The 17,451-nt window shown below is 31.5% G+C and carries 18 protein-coding genes; 16 read left to right on the forward strand and 2 right to left on the reverse strand.

The window, feature by feature from the left end; all coding sequences use genetic code 11:
* Window positions 1-112: 112 nt before the first annotated feature.
* The 4 genes from DW911_RS00195 to DW911_RS00210 all read left to right on the forward strand — a co-directional run bounded on the left by DW911_RS00195 (window position 113) and on the right by DW911_RS00210 (window position 3,844).
* Entirely contained in the window at window positions 113-1,468 is a 1,356-nt protein-coding gene (locus DW911_RS00195) for an MATE family efflux transporter (RefSeq protein ID WP_199588993.1), read from the forward strand.
* A gap of 115 nt (window positions 1,469-1,583) precedes the next feature.
* Window positions 1,584-2,291, forward strand: coding sequence for a GntR family transcriptional regulator (locus DW911_RS00200; RefSeq protein WP_233541796.1), 708 nt, complete (start codon window positions 1,584-1,586; stop codon window positions 2,289-2,291).
* A gap of 17 nt (window positions 2,292-2,308) precedes the next feature.
* Window positions 2,309-2,767, forward strand: coding sequence for a COG2426 family protein (locus DW911_RS00205; protein ID WP_118430856.1), 459 nt, complete (start codon window positions 2,309-2,311; stop codon window positions 2,765-2,767).
* 36 nt (window positions 2,768-2,803) lie between these two features.
* The gene (locus DW911_RS00210; protein WP_118430858.1) at window positions 2,804-3,844 is read left to right on the forward strand and encodes a molybdopterin-binding protein; all 1,041 of its coding nucleotides are present in this window, start codon (window positions 2,804-2,806) and stop codon (window positions 3,842-3,844) included.
* Here the strand turns inward: DW911_RS00210 and DW911_RS00215 are convergent.
* Window positions 3,795-4,691 carry a LysR family transcriptional regulator gene (locus DW911_RS00215; protein WP_118430860.1) on the reverse strand — a complete coding sequence of 299 codons (897 nt, stop codon included), beginning with the start codon at window positions 4,689-4,691 and terminating at the stop codon, window positions 3,795-3,797. The genes DW911_RS00210 and DW911_RS00215 overlap by 50 nt on opposite strands.
* A 156-nt stretch (window positions 4,692-4,847) precedes the next feature.
* Between DW911_RS00215 and DW911_RS00220 the strand changes: the two genes are divergently transcribed.
* Window positions 4,848-6,125 (forward strand): adenylosuccinate synthase, encoded by a 1,278-nt coding sequence (locus DW911_RS00220; protein ID WP_118430862.1) that lies wholly within the window; start codon window positions 4,848-4,850, stop codon window positions 6,123-6,125.
* 14 nt (window positions 6,126-6,139) lie between these two features.
* A complete protein-coding gene (gene guaA / locus DW911_RS00225; protein WP_118430864.1) occupies window positions 6,140-7,687 on the forward strand; it encodes a glutamine-hydrolyzing GMP synthase in 1,548 nt (515 codons plus the stop codon).
* A 178-nt stretch (window positions 7,688-7,865) separates the two neighbouring features.
* Here the strand turns inward: guaA and DW911_RS00230 are convergent, their stop codons facing one another.
* Window positions 7,866-8,366: a helix-turn-helix domain-containing protein gene (locus tag DW911_RS00230; protein WP_017144208.1), complete on the reverse strand. Its 501-nt coding sequence runs from the start codon at window positions 8,364-8,366 to the stop codon at window positions 7,866-7,868.
* 210 nt (window positions 8,367-8,576) lie between these two features.
* Between DW911_RS00230 and DW911_RS00235 the strand changes: the two genes are divergently transcribed.
* The 10 genes from DW911_RS00235 (at window position 8,577) to DW911_RS00285 (ending at window position 17,282) form a co-directional block, all read left to right on the forward strand.
* The gene (locus DW911_RS00235) at window positions 8,577-8,789 is read left to right on the forward strand and encodes a hypothetical protein (RefSeq protein ID WP_008788586.1); all 213 of its coding nucleotides are present in this window, start codon (window positions 8,577-8,579) and stop codon (window positions 8,787-8,789) included.
* Entirely contained in the window at window positions 8,770-9,858 is a 1,089-nt protein-coding gene (locus DW911_RS00240; RefSeq protein ID WP_022001766.1) for a site-specific integrase, read from the forward strand. The genes DW911_RS00235 and DW911_RS00240 overlap by 20 nt, the downstream gene beginning before the upstream one ends.
* A complete protein-coding gene (locus tag DW911_RS00245) occupies window positions 9,848-10,204 on the forward strand; it encodes a plasmid mobilization protein (RefSeq protein WP_008788588.1) in 357 nt (118 codons plus the stop codon). Before DW911_RS00240 ends, DW911_RS00245 begins: the two co-directional genes overlap by 11 nt.
* 147 nt (window positions 10,205-10,351) lie before the next feature.
* Window positions 10,352-11,422, forward strand: coding sequence for an AAA family ATPase (locus DW911_RS00250; protein WP_017144209.1), 1,071 nt, complete (start codon window positions 10,352-10,354; stop codon window positions 11,420-11,422).
* A 187-nt stretch (window positions 11,423-11,609) separates the two neighbouring features.
* The gene (locus DW911_RS00255) at window positions 11,610-11,927 is read left to right on the forward strand and encodes a plasmid mobilization protein (protein WP_017144210.1); all 318 of its coding nucleotides are present in this window, start codon (window positions 11,610-11,612) and stop codon (window positions 11,925-11,927) included.
* Window positions 11,927-13,225, forward strand: coding sequence for a relaxase/mobilization nuclease domain-containing protein (locus tag DW911_RS00260; RefSeq protein WP_008788591.1), 1,299 nt, complete (start codon window positions 11,927-11,929; stop codon window positions 13,223-13,225). Before DW911_RS00255 ends, DW911_RS00260 begins: the two co-directional genes overlap by 1 nt.
* Window positions 13,222-13,575: a TnpV protein gene (locus tag DW911_RS00265; protein ID WP_008788592.1), complete on the forward strand. Its 354-nt coding sequence runs from the start codon at window positions 13,222-13,224 to the stop codon at window positions 13,573-13,575. Before DW911_RS00260 ends, DW911_RS00265 begins: the two co-directional genes overlap by 4 nt.
* 253 nt (window positions 13,576-13,828) lie before the next feature.
* Window positions 13,829-14,104: a hypothetical protein gene (locus tag DW911_RS00270; protein WP_227158437.1), complete on the forward strand. Its 276-nt coding sequence runs from the start codon at window positions 13,829-13,831 to the stop codon at window positions 14,102-14,104.
* Between the two features lie 721 nt (window positions 14,105-14,825).
* Window positions 14,826-16,745 carry a tetracycline resistance ribosomal protection protein Tet(32) gene (tet(32), locus tag DW911_RS00280; protein ID WP_117813353.1) on the forward strand — a complete coding sequence of 640 codons (1,920 nt, stop codon included), beginning with the start codon at window positions 14,826-14,828 and terminating at the stop codon, window positions 16,743-16,745.
* An 81-nt stretch (window positions 16,746-16,826) separates the two neighbouring features.
* Window positions 16,827-17,282: an XRE family transcriptional regulator gene (locus tag DW911_RS00285; RefSeq protein WP_008788595.1), complete on the forward strand. Its 456-nt coding sequence runs from the start codon at window positions 16,827-16,829 to the stop codon at window positions 17,280-17,282.
* Window positions 17,283-17,451 lie beyond the last annotated feature (169 nt).

The following is a 17,451-nucleotide window of genomic DNA, read 5'->3' on the forward strand; positions in this document are numbered from 1 at the left end:
CCCTGTTAGTTGAGTGATCAACTGATGGGGTTTTATTTTTTTTATTTGAAAATAAGTCACTTTTTATTTGAATTATGTTATGATTGTCTTTGTTTTTTGATAGGGGGATATGATGGAAAAGGATTTAACACATGGTTCAACATTAAAGTTGATTATTAGTTTTTGTATTCCTTTAATAGGTGGAGCTATTTTCCAACAGCTTTATAATAATGTCGATTCGATTATTGTAGGACGTTTTGTAGGGGTAGATGCTTTAGCTGCTGTAGGATCTACAGGATCTTTAAATTTCTTGATTATCGGTTTTGCTTTAGGATTAACAGCAGGATGTGGAATTCCTATTGCCCAGGCTTTTGGTGCTAGAAATGAAAAATTAATGTTACAAAATATTGCTAATGCAATTTATGTATGTCTTGTTTTTTCAATTATATTAACTATTGGAACTTATTTTTTAACAGATGATTTTTTACATATGATGAATACACCAAGTAATATTTATCAAGATGCTTATGATTATATTTTTGTTGTCTTTATGGGAATTACTTGTACAATCGCTTATAATATTCTAGCAAGTATTTTAAGAGCTTTAGGTGATAGTAAAACGCCACTTGTATTTTTAGGATTTTCTTCAGTTATTAATATTATTTTAGACTTTATTTTGATTGTTAATTTTAAAATGGGTGTTTCTGGAGCGGCCTATGCGACTGTGATTGCACAAGGTTTATCAGCTTTATTTTGTTTAATTTATATGAAAAAGAAATATCCTATTTTGACTTTTAATGAAGAAACATTACAAGTTAATGCTAAAATTATAAAAAAACAATTGAATATTGCTGTACCAATGGCATTACAATATTCAATTACCGCAGTTGGAACGGTTATCTTACAAACAGCTGTTAATGGTTTAGGTTCTAATAAGGTGGCCGCTATTACAGCAGCTCAAAAGATTCAAATGTTTTTTACACAGCCTATGGATATGATTGGTTCTACGATGGCAACATTCTGTGGACAAAACTTAGGTGCGAGAAAAGCTAAACGTATTTATGTGGGTTTGAAACAAGCTTTAGGTTTAACTCTAGGTTATTCTTTAATTGCTTTAGGTATCAATGTATTCTTTGGTAAATATTTGTTGTTATTGTTTGTTAGTGGTAAAGAAGTGGCTATTATTCGTTCAGCTATTCAATTTCTTACAACTAATGGTATTTTCTATTTCACTTTATCTATTTTATTTCTTACAAGAAATGCTTTACAAGGTTTAGGGTATTCTGCTTTAACGATGTTAGCAGGTTTAGCTGAATTAATTGGTCGTACGATTATTGCGGTATTTTTAGTGGGTATTTTTGGTTTTAATGCAATCTGTTATGCAAATCCTTTAGCTTGGATTTGTGCTGATTTAATCTTGATTCCTACAATTTTAATTAAAATAAAAGGTTTAAAAAATGATACGACTTTAGACCAAATTCATCTTTAAAATCAACTATGTCTATACATAGTTGATTTTTTTATAACATAAACTGATAATTCCTTTGTTTTTTCTTTTCAAACTCCCATTTTGATGTTAAAATCTCTCTCGTGAGGTGTGAATCGTGAAGAAATATGAACAAATAAAACAATATATTATTGATAATATTGAAGCGGGGAAATATCATGAAAATGAACAAATAGAAAGTGAACATACATTATGTGATCTATTTGGTGTAACAAGAATGACAGTAAGACAAGCTCTAAGTGAGTTGGTTAATGAAAATATTATTTATTCTTTACCAAAAATTGGATCTTTTGTTTGTCGTAAATCTAAATTTAAAAACTTTGACGGTTTAAATAGTTTTAGTGAAGATAGTCAACGTAAAAAAGGCGCTGCTTCGTCTATAGTTGTTTTAAATCAATTAGAAGATGCAAGTGATGTTGTAAAAAAAGAAATGCTTTTAGCTGATGATGATAAGGTATGGCATGTTAAAAGAGTACGTATGGTAGATGGTGAAACAGTTGCTTTTGAAGATGATTTCTGTCATTATGGTTTAACAGGAGCTATTTCTAATGAGGTTGTTGAACATTCCTTATTTCATTATTTTGAAGATGATTTAGGATATAATATTGCTTTTTCTGATCAAGAGATTGATGCTTGTTTAGCAGGTGAAGAATTAGGACATTATTTAGGAATTGATCCAGGTTCTCCATTATTACGCGTGTTATCAATTACACGTTTAAATAATGGGAAATGTATAGAATATGGCTATACTTATTATCGTGTTGATAAGTATACTTTTAATCAAGTTGCTTATCGTAGAAAATAAAAACAAAGGAGAAAAAAATGAATTATTTATATATTGCTTTTATTTCAATGTTACCATTAATTGAATTAAGAGGGGCAATTCCAGTATCTCAAGGATTGGGGTTACCAATTATTCCTTCTTATATTGTTTGTATCATTGCTAATATGATTCCAGTACCTTTTATTTATCTATTTGCTAGAAAGATTTTAGTATGGGGTTGTGATAAACCTGTTATTGGAAAATTCTTTACTTGGTGTTTAGAAAAAGGTGAAAAGGGTGGAAAAAAATTACAAGAAAAAGCAGGAAGAAGTACTTTTGTTGCTTTACTTTTATTTGTAGGAATTCCTTTACCAGGGACAGGTGCTTGGACAGGAACATTGGCAGCAAGTATTTTAGATATGGATTTTAAAAAAACATCGATAGCTGTTGTTCTTGGTGTTTTACTTGCTGGGGTCATTATGATGGTTTTCAGTGTTCTTGGATTTTCATTAGTTTAGAAGTATTTATACTTCTTTTTTATAGGAGGTTATTTTATGAACGTAGAAATTATTAATGTAGGAACCGAACTATTATTAGGTGAAATTGTTAACACAAATGCGACATATCTCCAAAAGATGTGTAAAGAATTAGGATTTAATGTATATTTTCAAACAGTTGTCGGTGATAATCCCCAACGTTTATTGGATTGTTTAGATATAGCTTTTAAAAGAGGTGCTGATTGTATCATTACAACCGGAGGCTTAGGACCGACCCAAGATGATCTAACAAAAGAATTATCAGCTCAGTATTTAGGATTAGAACTTGTTTACGATGAAGCTGAGGCCAAAAAGGTACATGATAAATGTTGTTTTGTGACACAATTAGATGAAGTACCAGATAACAATTATAAACAAGCATATTTTCCAAAAGATTGTTATGTATTAGAAAATGAAGTTGGAACAGCTAATGGCTGTGTGATGAGTAAAGATCAAAAGATGATTATTAATCTTCCAGGTCCACCTAAAGAAATGACTTATGTTGTTGATCATGTATTAAAACCCTATTTAGAACAATATCGTCAAGCTAAAATTTATACTCAAGATATTGTAACAATGGGAATTGGTGAAAGCCTAGTTGATGAAAAATTAAGTGATATCATTAGTCATCAAGATAAAGTAAGTATTGCTTTATATGCTTCAGAAGAAACTGTAAGAGTAAGACTTGGTTGTAAGGCAACGCATCAAGAACAGGCAAATGAGTTAATGAAACCGGTATATGATCAAATTGTTGCCATTCTTCAAGATTATGTATTAGAAACCCACGATTTAAATCATTATATATTAGAACATATTCATGGTTATACTATTATTAATCATTGTCATTTTCATTTAGGTGATCGTTTTCAAGATAATCAAGGTGAAGTAATAATTGAATTAAATGAACAACGCTTAGATATTGGTGATGTTGTTGAAGCGACAGTGACTTATCATCATAAAAAAAGCACCTTTAAAGTACCGTTACTTAAAGATGCAAAATATTCTTTAGCTAGATTAGAGTCTCGTTTGTTGAATCATATTTATTTATTAATTCGATAAATTTTAAAGAAGCAAGTGATAAACTTTTTCTTTTAAGATACGCATAGCCAATATGACGAGAAGGAATGCTTTTTTCTAATGGTATAGGAAAAAGCTTTTTTTGTTCGAGCAAATCTTTAGAAAATTCTTGAATGACACATGATATACCTAAACCTTCTTTAGCAAATTCTAACAATAGTTCATGAGCACCGAGTTCCATTTCAGGATGAAGAATGATACCATGACTAGCAAAGTATTGATCAATGTAGTTTCTCGAGTTAGATGATTTTTCTAATAGAATAAGATTTTCTTTACTCATTTGCTGGTAAGTATAGGGATGTGATGGAGGCGTACTTGAAACAAAGATATCATGGACTTCAAAACAGTTTTTAATTTCTAATGATTCATCATAGACTGGTAAATTAATGAGTCCTAAATCAATCTGACCATTTTTAATGAGTTGAATGGTTTCAAGGGATGTTCGATTAATGACGTTGATTTTAATGTGAGGATACATTTTTCTAAATTGTACTAATAAAGGTAACAAGAAGTTTTCACATAATGTATCACCGGCACCAATAATTAATTCGCCAGTTTCTAATTCTTTTGATGAGATAAGATCATTTTCTGCAGAGGTAATTAAAGATAAAGCTTCATTGATTTTTTTATGAAGTAATGATCCTTCATGGGTTAAAGTGACGCCTTTAGCTTGACGGATAAAGAGTTTAGTATTGAGTTGTTTTTCTAATGATAAAATAGTTTGGGAAACAGCTGATTGAGAAATAAAGAGATTTTTAGCTGCTAATGAAAAAGAAAGTGTAGAAGCAGCTTCATTAAATATTTTATATTGTTCTAGTTTAATGTTCATATTATCACTCCTTATAGCAAATATTAAATATATTAATTTTACTTATATATAAATCTATAATATAATGAGTTATGTAATGAGTCAAGGTAATGACTTTTATTGTTTTAAAAGTGATTATTTTGTATAATGGTCATAGCAAAGAAAGGTGGAAATGAAATGGCTGGAGTCGTAGTTGTTGGAAGTATGTGGGGAGATGAAGGTAAAGGAAAAGTTACTGATTATCTTGCTCAAAAAGCGGATGTTGTCGTTCGTTACTCAGGTGGTAATAATGCTGGGCATACAATCGTTTATGATGGTAAAAAATTTGCTTTAAGATTAATACCTTCTGGTATCTTTAGTGGACATGAAGTGATTATGGCTAATGGAATGGTTGTTAATCCTAAAGCATTCTTAGAAGAAGTAAAATATCTTCAAGAAGCAGGTATTGATACAAGTAAAATTAGAGTAAGTGATCGTTGTCATGTTATTTTACCTTATCATCTTGAAATTGATGAAATTCAAGAAAAAAGAAAAGGTGCTAATAGTATTGGAACAACTAAAAAAGGTATTGGGCCTACTTATATTGATAAATATTCTCGTATTGGTATTCGTATGGGAGAATTTATTGATGAAGAATTATTCTTAGAAAGATTAAAAGAAACTTTCCCAATGAAATTAATGGAATATCCTGAATTAGAAGGAAAATTCACAGTAGAAAGTATTTTTGAAGAATACAAAGAATATGCAAAAGTATTAAAACCTTTAGTTTGTGATACAGGTATTTTATTAGATCAATATTTATCTCAAAATAAAAAAGTATTATTTGAAGGGGCTCAAGGAGCTATGTTAGATATTGATTATGGAACTTATCCTTTTGTTACAAGTTCTCATCCTGGTGCTAATGGTGTATCTGAAGGGGCTGGTATTGGACCTTTATATATTAAAGAAGCAATTGGGATTATTAAAGCTTATACAACACGTGTAGGTGCTGGACCATTCCCAACTGAATTAGATGATGAAATTGGTGATTATATTCGTGAAAAAGGACATGAATATGGTACAGTAACAAAACGTCCAAGAAGAACAGGATGGTTTGATGCTGTTGTTGTTAATCAATCAAGAAGAATGTCTTCTTTAACAGGTATTAGTTTAATGTTATTAGATGTTTTAAGTGGTTTAGATACAATTAAAATTTGTACTGCTTATAAATATAAAGGTGAAATTATTCATGGTTTACCAGCTACTGTAAAAGGAGTAGAAGAAGTAGAACCTGTATATGAAGAAATGCCTGGATGGAAAGAAGATATTACAGGAGTGACTTCTTTTGAAGAATTACCAGTAAATTGTCAAAACTATTTAAAGAGAATTGAAGAATTAATTCATTGTCCAATTGTTATGTTCTCAGTTGGACCTGACCGTAAACAAACAGTTGTTTTAAAAGATATTGAATTTTAAAAAGGAGGTTTTTCATGAAAAGAGAATTAGTCATTGTTATTGACTTTGGTGGTCAATATAATCAATTAGTTGCTCGAAGAGTTCGTGAGTGTAATGTTTATTGTGAAATCTATTCATATAAAACAGATATTTCAAAGATTAAAGAAATGAACCCTAAAGGAATTATTTTAACTGGTGGACCTAATAGTTGTTATTTAGAAGATTCACCTACTTATTCTAAAGAATTATTTGAATTAGGTATTCCAGTATTAGGGCTTTGTTATGGAGCTCAATTAATGCAACATATCTTAGGCGGTAAAGTTGAAAGAGCTGATGTTAGAGAATACGGTAAATCAACTTTATTAGTTGATCAAAAAGATTCTGCCATCTTTAAAGATGTTCCTGAAACATCTACTGTATGGATGAGTCATTTTGACTATATTTCTAAGATTGCGCCAGGATTTACAATCACATCTCATACAAAAGATTGCCCTGTAGCATCATGTGAAAATAGAGAAAAAGGATTATATGCAATTCAATTCCATCCAGAAGTATTACATAGTGAATATGGTAAAAACATGTTATCTAACTTTGTGTTAGATGTATGTGGATGTGCTGGTGATTGGCGTATGGATTCTTTTGTAGAAGAACAAATTAAAGCCATTAGAGAAAAAGTAGGTGATGGTAAAGTATTATGTGCTTTATCTGGTGGTGTTGATTCTTCTGTAGCTGCTGTATTACTTTCTAAGGCTATTGGTAATCAATTAACATGTGTCTTTGTAGATCATGGTTTACTTCGTAAAAACGAAGGGGATGAAGTAGAAGCTGTATTTGGACCTGATGGTAATTATGAATTAAACTTCATTCGTGTTAATGCTCAAGAAAGATATTATGAAAAATTAAAAGGTGTCACTGAACCAGAAGCAAAACGTAAAATTATTGGTGAAGAGTTTATTCGTGTATTTGAAGAAGAAGCGAAAAAGATTGGTGCTGTTGACTTCTTAGTACAAGGAACAATTTATCCAGACGTTGTAGAAAGTGGTTTAGGTGGAGAATCCGCTGTTATTAAATCACATCATAACGTAGGGGGATTACCAGATCATGTTGATTTTAAAGAAATCATTGAACCTTTACGTGACTTATTCAAAGATGAAGTACGTAAGGTAGGTTTAGAATTAGGTATTCCTGAATACTTAGTCTTTAGACAACCTTTCCCAGGACCAGGACTTGGAATTCGTATCATTGGTGAAGTTAATGCAGAAAAAGTAAGAATTGTGCAAGATGCTGATGCTATCTATAGAGAAGAAATCGCAAAAGCAGGACTAGATCGTTCAATCGGTCAATACTTTGCAGCACTTACTAACATGCGTTCAGTAGGTGTTATGGGTGATGAAAGAACTTATGACTACGCTATTGCATTACGTGCCGTTAATACAATTGACTTCATGACTGCAGAAGCAGCTCAAATTCCATACGATGTTTTAAACAAAGTAATGTCTAGAATTATTAATGAAGTTCGTGGGGTAAACAGAGTAATGTATGATATTACAAGTAAGCCACCTGGAACTATTGAGTTTGAATAGTAGAAAAAAAGCTAAAAACTCCGTGTTTATCGGAGTTTTTTTGTATATTAACATGAAAATGATTCTATTTTGATACTACAGATTTTAAGACTGTACTATTCTTTTGATAATTCATTTATATATTTTGTAAGTGGTAAAGAAAGGATTGTAAGTATAAAAAAGCAGGAAAATCCTGCAATTAGTCATCTTGATTGTGTAACCAATCTTCCCGAGGTTGCTTGTTTATGTTTAAAGTTGAATATTTGGGAAAATTATATTTCCATTCTTCATACTGCTGTTGGGTTATTTTACCTTCTCTAAAGTTTTTGGCTTCTTCTAACCAATTTTGCATGTATTCGTACAAAGTATCTTGTTCATGAGGTAATAGCTTGTCAAATCGCAAAATAGGTTGACCATCTAATTCATCAATTTTTAAGCCGTATGAACGTTCTAGTTGAAATAAGGTATAAATAGCTCCTATGTATGTTTCAATATCAGGAATATCAATAGCTTGTGGTGAAACATCTAGTTTATAAGCTAGATTTTCAATAACATTTTCTCTTGGTTTCTTTTTATCGGATTCATATTGAGAAATACGCACATCAGCAGATGAAGTTGAAAAACCTAAAATTTGTCCTAATTCCTTTAAAGTTTTATTTCTAAATAGACGAATTGTTTTTAAATTTGAACCTAATGACATCATTATCACTCCTTTTGTCCCCATTATAACAGAATATATAATATTGGTAAAGAAAAAATAATACTAAATAAGTTAGTCTATAAACTTAAAAAAATAAGTAGACTAACCTAAATAGTATAATTTATTCTTGACAATAGTTGATTTTACTATTATTCTATAATATACAGATTAACTTATTTGGGTTAGTTAATGAAAGGAGGTGAAAATAAGATGGATATGAATACATTTATGGATGCTCACGATATTATTGAAATAACTGGTATGTCAGAAGCGTATGCTTATAAGTTGATCAAGCAACTTAATAAAGAGCTTGAAGAAAAAGGATTTATTACTATTCGTGGACGTGTTAGTAGGCAGTATTTTGAAGAAAGAATTTATGGAGTAAGAAAGGAGGAACAAAACTATGCCAGCATACAAGGATAATAACACTCAAACATGGTATGCTTCATTTTATTATCAAAATTGGAAAGGCGAAAGAATCAAAAAAATGAAACGAGGCTTTCGCACTAAAAGAGAAGCAGATGAGTTTATTGCAAAATTCAAATTGGAACAGGCAAAAGATTTAGATATGAATTTTGAAGAATTTCTCAATATCTATTTAAGAGATTTATCTAATCGTATTAAACAAAATACCATGATAACAAAAACATATGTTATTGAAGATAAAATCAAACCATATTTTAAATTGAAAAAGATAAATGAAATAAGTCCAGCAGATATTATCGAATGGCAAAATGAATTGCTTGCATATCGTGATGAAAATGGTAATCCATATTCTCCATGTTATCTTAAAACAGTTCATAACCAATTAAGTGCAATATTTAATCATGCAGTTAAGTATTACAATCTTAAAAATAATCCTGCTAGAATTGCTGGAAATATGGGAAAAGAAAAAAGTAAAGAAATGAAATTTTGGACAAAGGAGGAGTATTTAAAATTTTCTGAATCAATGATGAGAAAAGATGGTGTATATCAAGCATTTGAAATGCTTTATTGGTGTGGCTTAAGATTAGGTGAAATGTTGGCATTAACACCAGGTGATTTTAATTTTACAAAAGAGACTGTAAGAATTAATAAATCTTTTCAAAGAATTAAAGGACATGATGTGATTACAGATCCTAAAACTGAAAAGAGTAATAGAACAGTACAAATGCCACATTTCTTGGCTGAAGAAATACATGATTACATTAGTCGTTTATATGGAATTAAAAGAGATTCAAGAATATTTCATATAACAAAATCAGGATTACATCATGAAATGGATAGAGGATGTAAGGAAACAGGTGTTAAAAGAATCCGTTTGCATGATCTCCGTCACAGTCATGTATCATTATTGATTGAAATGGGATTTAGTGCAGTAGCTATAGCCGATAGAGTAGGACATGAAAGTATTGATATTACTTATCGATATGCACATTTGTTCCCTGCAAAAGGTAAAGAAATAGCTGATAAACTTAATATAGAAAGAGAGGAGATAGTGAATGTCGCATAAAAACAATGATAAACAAGGACGTTTTCGTAGTAAAGTGATTGCATTTAGGGTATCACCTGAAGAAAATAGAGTACTTGAAAGAAAAGTCTTTTTGAGTGGGTTAACCAAGCAGGACTATTTGATACATTGTATGGAAAATCAAGATTATGTTGTATTAGGTAATCCATATGTTTATCGTTCTTTAAAAAGAGAATTAATTCATTTTATTCAGTTGTTTGAAAAGATAGAAAGTTTTAATGATTTGGAATTAGATGAATTAGAAATATTAAAAATGATGTTAGAAATCGTTATATCAATGAAAAGAAAAAAAGAGCAAAAAATCAAAGCATCAAATAGAACTATTTAGCAGTGGATTCTCATTGAATGACTTTCATTTATGCTCATATTCATTTTATTGATTTTAAGGATATAAGTCAATGAAAAGAGGAATATGTATGTTAGATATATTAAATATAAAAACTAAATATCATTTATCAATGAAAGGAAAATATCATTGGATACCTTAAAAAACACTTCAGTTTTTAATGATATAACTTTACTTGATGATAATGAAGATTATCATATGATTTCAATGGATGAAGTTGAAGAAAAAGAAATACAATGGCTTATTCCCAACTATATTCCTAAAGAACAAATAACTTTGATTGTTGGTGATGGAGGGGTTGGTAAGACAACCTCTTGGACCAGCATTATATCAGCATTATCAAAAGGAGAGTTATGTTTCTTTGAAAATCAAGAAGAAGATAAAAGAGAACCTTTAAAAATTGGTTTTTTTAGTTCAGAAGATCCACATGATAGTATCATTAAAAAGAAGTTGCGACTCAATTTAGCAAAACAAAGCAATGTGAAAACAATTCCAATAACAGATAAGAGATTTCATAAAGTGAAATTCAATAGTCAATATCTAGAAGGTTTAATTATAGAAAATAAGTTAGAAGTATTAGTCTTTGATCCATTACAAAGCTTTATTGGTGATAGTGTTAATATGGGCGCAAGAAATACTATGAGAAGTACTCTTAATAACCTTATTGCATTGGGTAAAATATATCATGTCACAATCATCATTATTGTTCACACAAATAAACGAGAAATGGCAGGTGGACGAAATAGAGCATCTGATAGTTCTGATATTTGGGATATTGCAAGAAGTGTTATTTTTGTAGGAGATGCAAGTGATGAGGGTATTCATTATTTTTCGCAGGAAAAAAGTAATTATGGGAAATTGCAACCTACAACCTTATTTAAAATTGAAGATAGTGTGATTGTTAAAGTAGGAACGACTTCTAAAAAGGATTTTGACTTTCAAAAAGAAAAAACAAAAGGTAATAAGAAAAAATCATTGGTTGAAGAAGCTAAAGAAGCAGTTATAAGTTTATTAAATGACCATGATGCTTATTCAGATGAAATCTACAATTTAGCAGAAGAATTAGACATAAGCAAATCGACACTTAAAAGAGCAAGAGCAGAACTTACAAGTGAAGGAATAATCAAACCAAAAAGAACAGGTTCTAATAAAGGTAATGATAAACAAAGAACGATATTTAGTTTAGTAAAAAAAGTATAAATACAGAGGTTCAAAAAATACAGAGGGCCAAAAATACAGTGACTAACAAAGTGATCCTCTGTATTTTGAAAATATTTAAAAAGGTAACTCAAAGTAGTGATTATTGTATTAGCAAGCAGCGTAATTTGGGGGCAAATTACAATTTTAGGGATGACCCTAAGACCCAGAGAAAGGAGTGAAATGTCACATGAAACGAAATAAAGAAGTTAAAGTGAGATTTACTGATGACGAATTAATGCTTTTAAACAGCTATGTTTTGAAAGCAGGTTATACCAGCCGAGAAAATTATATGAGAACAACTTTGTTAAAAAGTGTTCCAAAAGAACAGCCATCAATTGATTATCAAAGGCTAATCAATGAGTTTAATTCTATTGGTAATAATCTCAATCAATTGGTGAAATTAGCTTATTATCAGCCATTAATTGAACAAGAGTCATTATCTGTTCTAACACAGTTAAAATCTCTTATATCATTCACAGAATCAATGATAAGAGGTGTTGTATAATGGCAACAACAGGAATGTGGGCAGTAAAGAATCGTTTAGACCATTTAGTTAATTATGTTTCCAATCCATATAAAACAATTGGATTGGAAACTGTTATCGATTATACGACTAATGGTGAAAAGACTATTGAAAAAAGATATGTCACTTATCTTAACTGTTTATTTGATAATCCAAAATTAAGCATGGTCAATACGAAGAGGCATTTCCATGATGAAAGCGAAATACTAGCATTTCATGGCTACCAGTCATTTGAAGAAGATGAAGTCAATGCAGATTTGGCACATCAGTTAGGTGTGGAGTTTGCAAAAAAGATGTGGGGAGATAGGTTTGAGGTGATTGTTTCAACACATTTGGATACTGATAATATTCATAATCATTTTCTATTAAACTCAACATCATTTGTAGATGGAAAAAGATATTGTAATACCTATAATGATATTCAAAATATGAGAAATATATCTGATGAATTATGCAGAGAACATAATTTATCAGTTGTAGAATTTAAACAATATGTAGGCAAGTCAAGAAAACAGGTTTTCCATAATGATAGACTTAAAGAAATTGTTAGAGAAGCAGTTGATCAGGTAATCAGTGTCAGTTATACAGATAGACAATTCTATAATGAACTTGAACTAGAAGGCTATGAAATCAAAATAACTGAAAGGAATATTTCTGTTAGGCATCCATTACATCGCAAATTTATTCGTTTGAAATCATTAGGTGATGATTATACAAAAGAAAAACTAATTGATAGAATATTAGATTTTAATAAAGATAAATATAATACATCACCATATGGACGATTAGGATTTGATATTAAGCCATATTGTCAGCAATATGAACAACGAAGATTAACAGGATTACAGAGATTGTTCCTTCACTATCAGTACAAATTAAAAATCTTACCACGTAATAATAGATGCAAGTTAAGTCCGTTTGAAAAGGAAGAATTACAAAAAGCAGTACAAAAGATGGAGGAATTTAATCAGCAGACAATCATTCTTTGTAAGAATAAAATTGAAACTTTTGATGATTTATACAGCCATATGGATAAGATTGAAAATGAACTTAACCATCTTATCAAGGAAAGACAAAAAGCAAGAAATCAAGTGAGAAAATATAAAACTAAAGAGCAAAAAGATGAACAAAAGTTAATAGCAAAATCATATACACCAGAGATAGGAAAGTTAAGAAAAGAATTAATGTATTGTCAAAAAATAGAAGAACGTTCATTAGGTATCAATAAATTTTTAAACGAACATGAAAAACAAAAGAGAAGAAAGGAAAGAACAAGATGAAAGAAATTGAATACATTGAAATTAATGGATTATTATATCCAAAATTAACATTACCGCCTCAAAAGGAAATACATTTAACAAGGTTTGGTAGAAAGAGATTGCAGTATCTAAAGCAATATCGACCAATATTTTATACAAATTTATTAACAAGTGGTGAATTAAATGAACATCTGCAAATGATAGATGATGAAGCAAATGTATTATATGATAGATTGATTGAACAATATAAAGTTAAAAGAAATATTACTAAAGAACTTAAAGAAAAAGATCAAATGAAATGGATTCAAGAGATGAATAACATTCAAAACTGTGTTGAAGAGGTTATTAATAAACAAATTATTCATATTTAAGGGAACTTATAGCAGAGTTCCTTTTTATATTTGAAATATAATGACTTTCTTGTAATAAATTTGTATAACATGATTTATTAAATATAAATTTTAAGGTAGCATATACTATGACTGAAAAAGAGAAAATGATTAATATAATCCTGCTAATCCTAAATTGGAGTTATAACTTGCAAAGGTAAATAAAATTTGTACTAAGTATAATAAGAAAGCATTTAATGAAATTAATATGAAATCAAAACTTTTAAGAAAAATAATGAAGACAAAAGGTAATAAGAAAAAATCATTGGTTGAGGAAGCAATCATAAGTTTGTTAAATGACCATGATGCTTATTCAGATGAAATCTATAATTTGGCAGAAGAATTAGATATAAGCAAATCAACACTTAAAAGAGCAAGAGCTGAACTTACAAGTGAAGGAACAATCAAACCAAAAAGAACAGGTTCTAATAAAGGTAATGATAAACAAAGAACGATATTTAGTTTAGTAAAAAAAGTACAAATACAGAGGTTCAAAAAATACAGTGACTAACAAAATGATCCTCTGTATTTTGAAAATATTTAAAAAGGTAACTCAGAGTAGTGATTACTGTATTAGCAAGCAACGAAATACAGACCACAACCACACAAAGTACCGAAATCACGAACAGGAGCGATAATATTAAGAAAATTATTGACAATATATATATCACACAATAATCGTAACAGGTTTACGTTTGTAAAAAGACGTAACTATACAGGGAGAAAGCAGGCTATTCTGGCTTTACGGTTGAAACCTTATACGATACATTTATACAGACAACACCCCGAATCAGCTTTTGGTTGGACAATTCCAACCAAACACCACAGCAAACAGCAGAGACTATTCTGAACGCCAAGAAGCCGGTATGATTGTTACATATAAGGGGAAGAAAAATTTCTTTTAGGTACTTGCTTTCCTAAAACTGATGTGATAGAATAATTTTGTTCTAGAAAAGGAGGAAAAAATATGCAGCAAGGTATTCTTAAATAAAACTATAATCAAATAGTAGGAACAAAGAATTATGATAGTCCCTTTCGTGGGGGGCTTAGTTTTTGTATCCAATTTTAAGAATACTTTTACCTTATCAATTTTGACATATCCAAAAAACAGCAATCATAAATAGGTGTATGCTGTATATGTGTATGTCCGCAAATTATAATCCCCAGTGGTAAAAGTACTTTACTGCTGGGGATTTTTATGCCCTTTAGGGCTGTAAAAGGAGGACAATCACATGAAAATAATCAATATTGGCATTCTTGCCCATGTAGACGCAGGAAAAACAACATTGACGGAAAGCCTGCTATACACCAGTGGAGCGATTGCGGAACAAGGAAACGTGGATAAAGGAACTACAAGAACAGACACTATGATTTTGGAACGGAAACGGGGAATCACCATTCAGACAGCGGTTACTTCTTTTTGCTGGAATGATTATAAAATCAATATCGTGGACACTCCTGGTCATATGGATTTTTTAACCGAAGCATACCGCTCTTTATCTGTCCTTGACGGAGCTGTTTTAGTCATTTCGGCAAAAGACGGCGTACAGGCACAGACCCGTATATTATTCCATGCGCTTCAGAAGATGAACATCCCGACAATTATCTTCGTAAATAAGATAGACCAAAATGGAATCGACCTGCAGCGTGTTTACCAAAGCATTAAAGATAAACTTACCAGTGATATGATTGTCATGCAGGAGGTTGCCTTGTCGCCAAAGATAACCATAACCGATATTTCTGATTTGGACAAATGGGATATTATTATTTCTGGAAGCGATGAACTATTAGAACGATATGTTGCAGAGGATTCTTTGGATATACAGGAATTACAATATGAAAAGTGCAAAAGAACCAGATGCTGCTCTTTGTTTCCTGTTTATCATGGGAGTGCAAAAGACAATTTAGGAACAGAAAAACTGATTGAAGCGATTACAGAAACTTTCATTACAGAAACAGACGATATTCAGTCTGAATTATGTGGATATGTTTTTAAGGTTGAGTATACAGACCGGAAAAAACGGCTTTCTTATTTACGCCTGTATCATGGGACGCTCCATTTACGGGATGCTCTGCCACTGTCAAAAAAGAAAAAAATAAAGATTACAGAAATGTGTATTCCGTTAAATGGTAAAATCGTCCCGGCTGACCATGCTTATCCGGGAGAAATTGTTATTTTAGCTGATGATACTTTGAAACTGAACGACATTCTGGGGAATGAAAAACTCTTACCTCAAAAAACACAGATTGATAATCCCATGCCATTACTTCGGACAACCGTAGAGCCGCAAAAGCCGGAGCAAAGGGAAGCCCTGTTAAATGCCCTCGTAGAGATTGCTGATACAGACCCTCTTTTGCATTTTGAAATTGATACTGTTACCCATGAGATTATGTTATCTTTTTTGGGAAAAGTACAGTTAGAAGTTATTTGTTCGCTATTAGAAGAAAAATATCATGTGGGCGTGGTTATGAAAGAGCCTTCGGTTATTTATCTGGAAAGACCGCAAAAAAAAGCAAGCTTCACGATTCATATTGAAGTGCCGCCGAATCCGTTTTGGGCATCTATTGGTTTGACTGTAACACCGCTTCCTGTTGGAAGCGGAACACAATATAAAAGCGAGGTATCTCTCGGATATTTAAACCAAAGTTTTCAAAATGCCGTCATGGAGGGTGTGTGTTATGGAATGGAGCAGGGCTTATATGGCTGGGGAGTGACAGACTGCCAAATTTGTTTTGATTATGGAGTTTATTACAGTCCAGTCAGTACCCCCGCTGATTTTCGTTTACTTGCACCTGTCGTGTTGGAGCAAGCATTGAAAAAAGCAGGAACACAGCTGTTGGAACCATACCTTTCCTTTACTCTTTTTGCACCGCAGGAATATCTTTCACGGGCTTATAATGACGCACTAAAGTATTGCGCAATAATTGAATCAACCAGACTTGAAAAAGATGAAGTTATTTTTAAGGGGGAAATCCCTGCCCGTTGTATCGGTGAATATAGGAATGATTTGAATTTTTATACAAATGGAAGAAGTGTTTGTATTACAGAATTAAAAGGGTATCAGGAAACTTCCGGCGAGCCTGTGTTTCAGCCACGCCGCCCGAACAGCCGTTTAGATAAGGTTCGCCATATGTTTCAGAAGATAATGTAATGTCTTGCGCAATGCAAGTGTTCATTGCTTGCTATTGCGAAATATCATTGATAAAATTAGTATCAAAGAGGAGGAACTATTTTGAACCAGAAACAGAGGGATATTACAACAGGAAAGCAAATACGCCATCTGCGGACACAAGCGGGAATGACGCAAGAAGAATTAGCTAGAGAATTGAATGTCACTCGGCAGGCATTATCGAATTGGGAGAGAGATGTTAATGAACCTGATTTAAATATGTTGAAAAAAATTTGTTTTCTTTTTGGCGTTTACATGGACGATTTTGCGAAGGGGGTAATAACAAAAATGGAAACATATGAAAAAAAGGAGAAACAACAATTTAATAGGTACGATATGGCAATTGGACTTTTTTATGCTGTTGGTATATTTCTTGGCATTGGTATTTTCTTTGTTGGCGGTTTTATGACAATGTCGGGTGCAGGGTGGGGAGCATCACTATTTGGCGGTGGCTGTTTTTCTCTTGTATTTGGCTTGATATGCCATGCAGTTATTACATTGAGAAGAAATGACAAATGATGACATATCCTGCTTTCTTAAAAAGAAGCATGGAATGCTGTATTCCCGGAGGCTGATATTTTTAGAAAAGTGCACTGTGCGGCAATTTAGACTTTTCGGCCATATCGCGCAAAAAAGCCGCTACTTTTGGTTTTCCAATAGCGGCGGCCTAATGTAGGTTGGCTCTATT

The sequence above is a fragment of the Erysipelatoclostridium sp. AM42-17 genome (assembly GCF_003480255.1).
Classification (GTDB): Bacteria; Bacillota_I; Bacilli_A; order Erysipelotrichales; family Coprobacillaceae; genus Faecalibacillus.